Origin of the sequence: Paraburkholderia aspalathi, assembly GCF_900116445.1 — a bacterium.
GTDB lineage: Bacteria > Pseudomonadota > Gammaproteobacteria > Burkholderiales > Burkholderiaceae > Paraburkholderia > Paraburkholderia aspalathi.
In genome coordinates, this window is sequence record NZ_FPBH01000074.1 from 1 (window position 1) to 5,999 (window position 5,999).

A 5,999-nucleotide genomic window follows, 5' to 3' on the forward strand; every position below is an offset into this window, starting at 1 on the left:
GCCGTGGCGCGAGCGCAGCATGCACTGAAGGAACTGACCGACAAGCTGGTCGAGAAGGGCATCGAGGTGAAGTACGCGATTCACCCGGTGGCCGGACGGATGCCGGGGCACATGAACGTGCTGCTCGCCGAGGCCGAAGTGCCGTACGAGATGGTCTACGAGATGGACGACATCAACGGCGAGTTCGGTCAGGTCGACGTGGTGCTGGTGCTTGGCGCGAACGACGTGGTGAACCCGGCGGCGAAGAACGATCCGAAGTCGCCGATCGCGGGCATGCCGATCATCGAGGCGTACAAGGCGCGCACGGTCATCGTGAACAAGCGTTCGATGGCCGCAGGTTACGCGGGTCTCGACAACGACCTGTTCTACATGGACAAGACGATGATGGTGTTCGGCGATGCGAAGAAGGTGATTGAGGATATGGTGAAGGCGGTGGAATAACACGCCTCGGTGGGGCGCGGGCGCGTCGGGCAGCATCGAATATCAGGCGGACATCATAGGTGGAGTAATTCCAGTCAACGATGGTCGGCTTCTGTCTTGCATGAGACGCAGTGGAAATAATGATCACAAACACTGGATATCAGAAATAAATCGAGAGAGAGGCAGCTGAACTCCGGCGGAAAATGCACTAATCACTTGGAAGCCAAAAGGCTCACGAGTTAAGCAATGTTTGCAAGAATGCTGACGTTTGAAATTGTTGTGGAAGTAGGTGGGCGAGCGGTGGTTCTGTAACGACGCAATTGAAACTTGATTCAATTCTGTCAACGAAACGCACACGCAAACGGTCTTCTTTTTAGGTAATCACGCGCGTGACGCCGTAGTCAAGATTGTCATCATTATTTATAAATTAGTAATACTAATTAAATGGAGACTCGTAACATGAAAAAGTCATTTGGCGTGATTGTAGCAATAGGCGCATTTGCAAATGCGGCCAACGCTCAAAGTAGTGTCACCCTGTACGGTATTATCGATGAGAGCTTTGAGGCAGTTAGCAATGTAAAAACAGCCCCCGGACAAGGTAAAGCACTGTACCAACTGGATGCAACAAGTGGCCTCCAAGGTTCGCGGTGGGGATTGCGAGGCGCTGAAGATCTGGGCGGCCGATTGAAGGCGATATTTGTATTGGAGAATGGATTTGAGATCAATACAGGCAAGCTAAATCAGGGCGGAGCTGAGTTTGGTCGTCAAGCGTTCGTCGGTCTCTCGAGTACAGTTTACGGTTCCGTTACGTGGGGTCGACAATATGACAGTATGGTGGATCTCGTCGCACCCTTCGGAGCAGCTGAGCAATGGGCGAGTCATCGCGGCGCTCACCCTGGCGATATAGACAATCTGAATAACTCGGTTCGGACGAACAATTCAATCAAATACACCAGTGTGAACTATGGCGGCTTGATTTTTGATGGCTTGTACAGCTTCGGTGGTCAGCCGGGATCGAATTCGCGCAATCAGATTTTTTCGTTGGCCGCAGCATATACGAATGGATCGGTCGCATTCGGCGTGGGCTATTTGAATGTCCGCAATCCGAATATCTCATTCTTTGGCGACAACCCGAGCGGTGGTGGGGTCACGGTTAATAACATGGCGGCGTCCACCAATCCGGTCTTCTCCGGCTATGCATCTGCGCACACTTATCAGGTGATCGCGACGGGTGGATCATACACATTTGGCTCCGCCACGGTCGGTGCGACATACTCCAACATCAAGTTCATGAATCTCGGAGATACGGCAACATCGGGACCGAATCCGCTCGGCTACGCTGGGACTGCCACGTTCAACAACGCTGAAGTGAGCGGAAAATATCAGTTGACGCCGGCGTTGTTGTTGGGTGTTGCCTATGATTACATGAGAGGCAGCGGTGTCAGTAGCACCCTTGCTACGGTTCACGACTCTGGGGCCAGGTACCATCAGTTTGCGTTAGGTGCAGACTACTCCCTCTCGCAGCGTACCGATGTGTATATTCTCGGCGTCTACCAGAAGGCAACCGGTGTGGACTCGACTGGACAAGTGGCGGTTGCCAGTATCACCAGCGTAACTGCAGCGGCGGGAAATCACGCTGCACTTGTCCGACTTGGTGTGCGCGTAAAATTCTAGCCAACTTCGCTATAAGACAACGAGCGACCGCCATGGTCGCTCGTTTTCAGCGGAACGCTATCGGGTAGCGTAGAGATACAGGAGGAAACTGAGCAACCCTCGAATTCAAAATTTTGAGGCAGTTCACCGATGTTTCGTTTGTGCTACGGCAATCAATCCGGGCATATCAGAACCGATCATGAAGATGTCGTTGAGCATTAGAGACGATCTCTACATGTTTCGTCCATTTGCATCGGAGTAAGCCGCGCGAGAAGGTCAATTTTTTGATGGCTGGCGCTGCGTCGTGTCGAATGCGCACAATGCGCGGCCGAATCGACGGGAATGGATTTCAGGGAGAAGTGAATGGGTGTCGGAGAAAGGTCCATGCAAGTAGAAAAATGGAGTCTTTTTCTGCGCAAAATTAGCCTCGAAATTCGACAGATGCATCCGGATGAGCCTTGGTTACCTCAACGGAGGAAAGTTGCTTCACTGTGGTCGACTGCGTCTCCGTTTCATGCCCGGTACGCATCGTGTTCAACACAGCCTCCTGTGTTTAGCTCCGCCTATACTCGGAGTTGCAACGAACTATGGCACGTCGGCAGCAGGCTGCCGCGATTCCCTGTCGGTGATTCATTCTGAAGGCTTGCCGCGGCTTAATGCGCCGGGGTGTTTGCATTTCGGCAGATTCATCGAACGTCGCCGTTCGAGGGTTGCCTTAATCCGTCGCACGTTGTGCAGGCTGATGCTTTATCCTCCACAAACGTGCGATGATCGCAGCGTGGTCGCCCTGCTTCATTCGGCGGGACGAAACATCTTGTCGTACATTGAATGAAGTGGCTTGGCGAACACGCGTCGAACCATGGGCTCGAAGAATGACAGGGGCAATGTGTCGTAATCTTTATCGAATGCCGGCGCATCGTATTTGTCACAAAACTCAGCGGTACGCTCGAACAGTTCCGGCTGATCGCGAAACCGATCCCGCATGTTCGGGTCCAGCCCGATGTTGTGAAAAAAGTAGTAGCCCTGGAAGACACCGTGATGTTGCACCATCCAGACATTTTCCGGGCTGACGAATGGCTTGAGCATGGCCGCAGCGATATCAGGGTGATTGTAGCTGCCGAGTGTATCGCCGATGTCGTGCAGCAGCGCACAGACCACGTACTCCTCGTCGCGTCCGTCCCGATGCGCCAGTGTTGCTGTCTGCAGGCAATGCGTGAGGCGAGCGACGGGCAAGCCACCCCAATCGTCTTCGAGAACCTTTAGATGGTCGAGTACCCGGTCCGCCAGTGTGGCGGCATAAGGCCTGAGTTCTCCGAGGATGGCAGCCCAGTCTTCGGGGGTGCTTTTGCCGATATGTGCAAAGGTGGCTTGTGCAGTCATGTCCTGTCTCCCAAATGTTTCATCATCTGCGAAGAATTCGCAGCTCAATCGAAGTGTGACTTTCGATGATGTCGATCGCATTCTGTGGGAAGGATCGTGGAGCGCGGTGTGAGACTCCCACACGCATCTTGCGCTCACAGCATCCCTTTCGCGATCGACGATCTGTTTGCAGCAGTCTAGTCGTCGTAACCTGGCATTTCCCGGTCTAGCTTGCGCAGCAGCGCCGGCCATGCCAACTGCCCATAGCGGCTCAACGTTGTTGCACTAGTCCCCATCGCTTCGGTACTGGCTCGTGCCGCGGCTGAGACTTCATGAAGCGGCCGGCCCATGCTCAAGGTTCGTACCTGTGCAGAGCACGCGCGCTGCAGCATGAACATGCGGACGAAAGCTTCGCTGACGCTCGCACCTACCGCCAGCGTGCCGTGATTTCGTAGCAGCATCAAATGCTTGTCACCCAGGTCGCGCTGCAGCCGTTCGCGTTCGTCCAGATGAAGGGCCGGCCCCTCATAGTCATGTAGCGCGAGGTCACCAGTCGTGAGCATGGCTGTCTGATTCAGCGGCAGCAAACCCTCAGAGAGCGCCGACACCGCCATGCTGTCGACGGTATGCAGATGAATGACGCAGTTGGCGTCATCGCGCACCTGGTGTACCGCGCTGTGAATCACAAATCCGGCCTTGTTGATCCCGTAATAGGACGATTTGCCGATTACGTTACCCTCAAGGTCGATCTTGATCAGACTGGTAGCAGTAATCTCATCGAAGGTCATGCCGAACGGATTGATGAGGAAGGCATGTTCGTGCCCGGGGACCCGGGCCGAAATGTGCGTCCCCACCAGGTCGCTCCAGCCGAACAACTCGACCAGTCTGTAGCAGGCGGCCAGATCGACCCGCACCCGCCACTCCTGTGCGGCCGGGTCGTCGTCCGCAGTGTCGACGGCCTGCGCTTGATTCAGTGGCCCCTGGCCCGGCCAGTCCAGCGCTGTTGCGTCGCCAGTCTCTTGGGTTTTAGACATTGCTCCCGGTCCCTAGAAGTTGAACCTGCGTATCGCGCTTACCCTCAAAAGGCGTGCGACCATGGGTGCACAGAATGTTGTCGAGTATCATGATCTCGCCTGCCTCCCAAGGCTCGTCAACCAGTACATCGTCATCGATCCGGCGCAGGAGTTCGACATCCTCAACGGGAATCTTGCCGCCATCACCGAACAGAACTTCATTGGGGTAGCGTTTACCTTGCCGATAGTCCTCGGGCGTCAGCGTGTTGTGCCAAAGCCGATCACCCATGGGCAACCCTGTCATGTTGTTGATTTGGTTGAACCAGTGGTTTGTGCCAAGCACCGGATGGGTGACGAAACCGGATTTGGGAGCTTCGGTTTGCAGGCTGCCATCGTCCAGCCATTGCCATTGCAGCCCCGCTGCTTCGCATGCGGATTCGACTTCGCTCTTGTCCTCGGTGAAGAAAGCTTCCTGCCAGGGACGGTGCATGTTAAGAAACTCGCGAGTCCAGCCTTCCGTCGACGTACGTCCGTCGCGGAAATTGCGGCGATAGAGAACACCGCGCTTGCGCACCTCGTCGAGGATCCGCTGCGGAATCTTCGCCTCGTAGCGGCGAATATCCCCAATTGTGGTGGCGCCACCCGAGCTCGGTGTTACGTTGCAGTAGAACGCGAGCTTCAGTGGCCATTGACGTTGGTAGCACATCTCGTGATGTAGCTGAATGAATCGGTCATTGTTTATACGCGTCGCCTCCATCACCCTACCTGTAATCGCGGCGCGCGCCCCCCCACCGCCCTTGTATCCCATGGTGGCGACGGGATAATGCGACATCAGATCACGGAATTGCTCCGGCCCTTTGACTGGAAATCCACGGAATCGCACTGCGCCGAACTCGAGCAGCAGTTTCTCGATGGCATCTTCATGGTCGACCAACCACGCATGAAAGGCTGCAAAATCTAACTTGAGGCGCGTGGATACAGGCATGATGAACAACGGAATGCCCTGCGGATGCAGATGCACCGTCACTTCGTCGCCCAAAGCGGCGTGGCTGCCAGGAACGGGACTTGAGGATCGGATGTCCAGTGTCTCGGAGCTGGACGGACTCAAGGCTGTTTCGTTCATTAAAGTCTCTCTATCTTGAGGTTAGAATCTTGTCGCATTGCACGATTCAATGCTTCGCGTGGTTCGCGTAATACCACTGTATTTCTCGGTTCCGCAGTCCGCTGTATCAGCGGATACAAAACCGACGACCGAATCAAAAAAATATTCTAGATCCGCAGCAGTTGAGCGATGAACATGGGACTGACGCAGCGTTGTGGCGCCTATATCCGCATGGGCTATACCGATGAGCCCAGATAGACGATGTCAAGAAGCGCATCAAATCCTCGTTGTCAGTTTGATCGCTACGATCGGCGTCGATGACATGAACGGCGACAGCCTGTTCTCTGCCTTGAGGCTCCCTGATACCGACCGGCAAGATAGGTGTAATTGCTGATGCCGGGCGCGTGACGATTAGGCATCCTTAAGCGAGCGACAGATTAAATTCGAGGTTA

General features: G+C 54.8%; 5 protein-coding genes. 2 read left to right on the top strand and 3 right to left on the bottom strand.

The window, feature by feature from the left end; genetic code table 11:
• Both BM438_RS44175 and BM438_RS44180 read left to right on the top strand, forming a co-directional pair.
• Positions 1 to 441: NAD(P)(+) transhydrogenase (Re/Si-specific) subunit beta (locus BM438_RS44175; protein WP_143131882.1), on the top strand; the 441-nt coding region annotated here is incomplete at its 5' end.
• Positions 442 to 879: 438 nt separating this feature from the next.
• The gene (locus tag BM438_RS44180; RefSeq protein ID WP_093647839.1) at positions 880 to 2,094 is read left to right on the top strand and encodes a porin; all 1,215 of its coding nucleotides are present in this window, start codon (positions 880 to 882) and stop codon (positions 2,092 to 2,094) included.
• A gap of 771 nt (positions 2,095 to 2,865) precedes the next feature.
• On the opposite strand, the gene BM438_RS44185 is transcribed toward BM438_RS44180, so the two are convergent.
• From BM438_RS44185 to BM438_RS44195, 3 genes are all read right to left on the bottom strand, one after another.
• Complete coding sequence (locus BM438_RS44185; RefSeq protein ID WP_093647842.1) at positions 2,866 to 3,453, bottom strand: HD domain-containing protein; 588 nt, start codon at positions 3,451 to 3,453, stop codon at positions 2,866 to 2,868.
• Between the two features lie 176 nt (positions 3,454 to 3,629).
• On the bottom strand, positions 3,630 to 4,466 hold the full coding sequence (locus BM438_RS44190) for a class II aldolase/adducin family protein (protein WP_093647844.1): 837 nt from the start codon (positions 4,464 to 4,466) through the stop codon (positions 3,630 to 3,632).
• Complete coding sequence (locus BM438_RS44195; RefSeq protein WP_093647846.1) at positions 4,459 to 5,568, bottom strand: TauD/TfdA family dioxygenase; 1,110 nt, start codon at positions 5,566 to 5,568, stop codon at positions 4,459 to 4,461. The genes BM438_RS44190 and BM438_RS44195 overlap by 8 nt, the downstream gene beginning before the upstream one ends.
• Positions 5,569 to 5,999 lie beyond the last annotated feature (431 nt).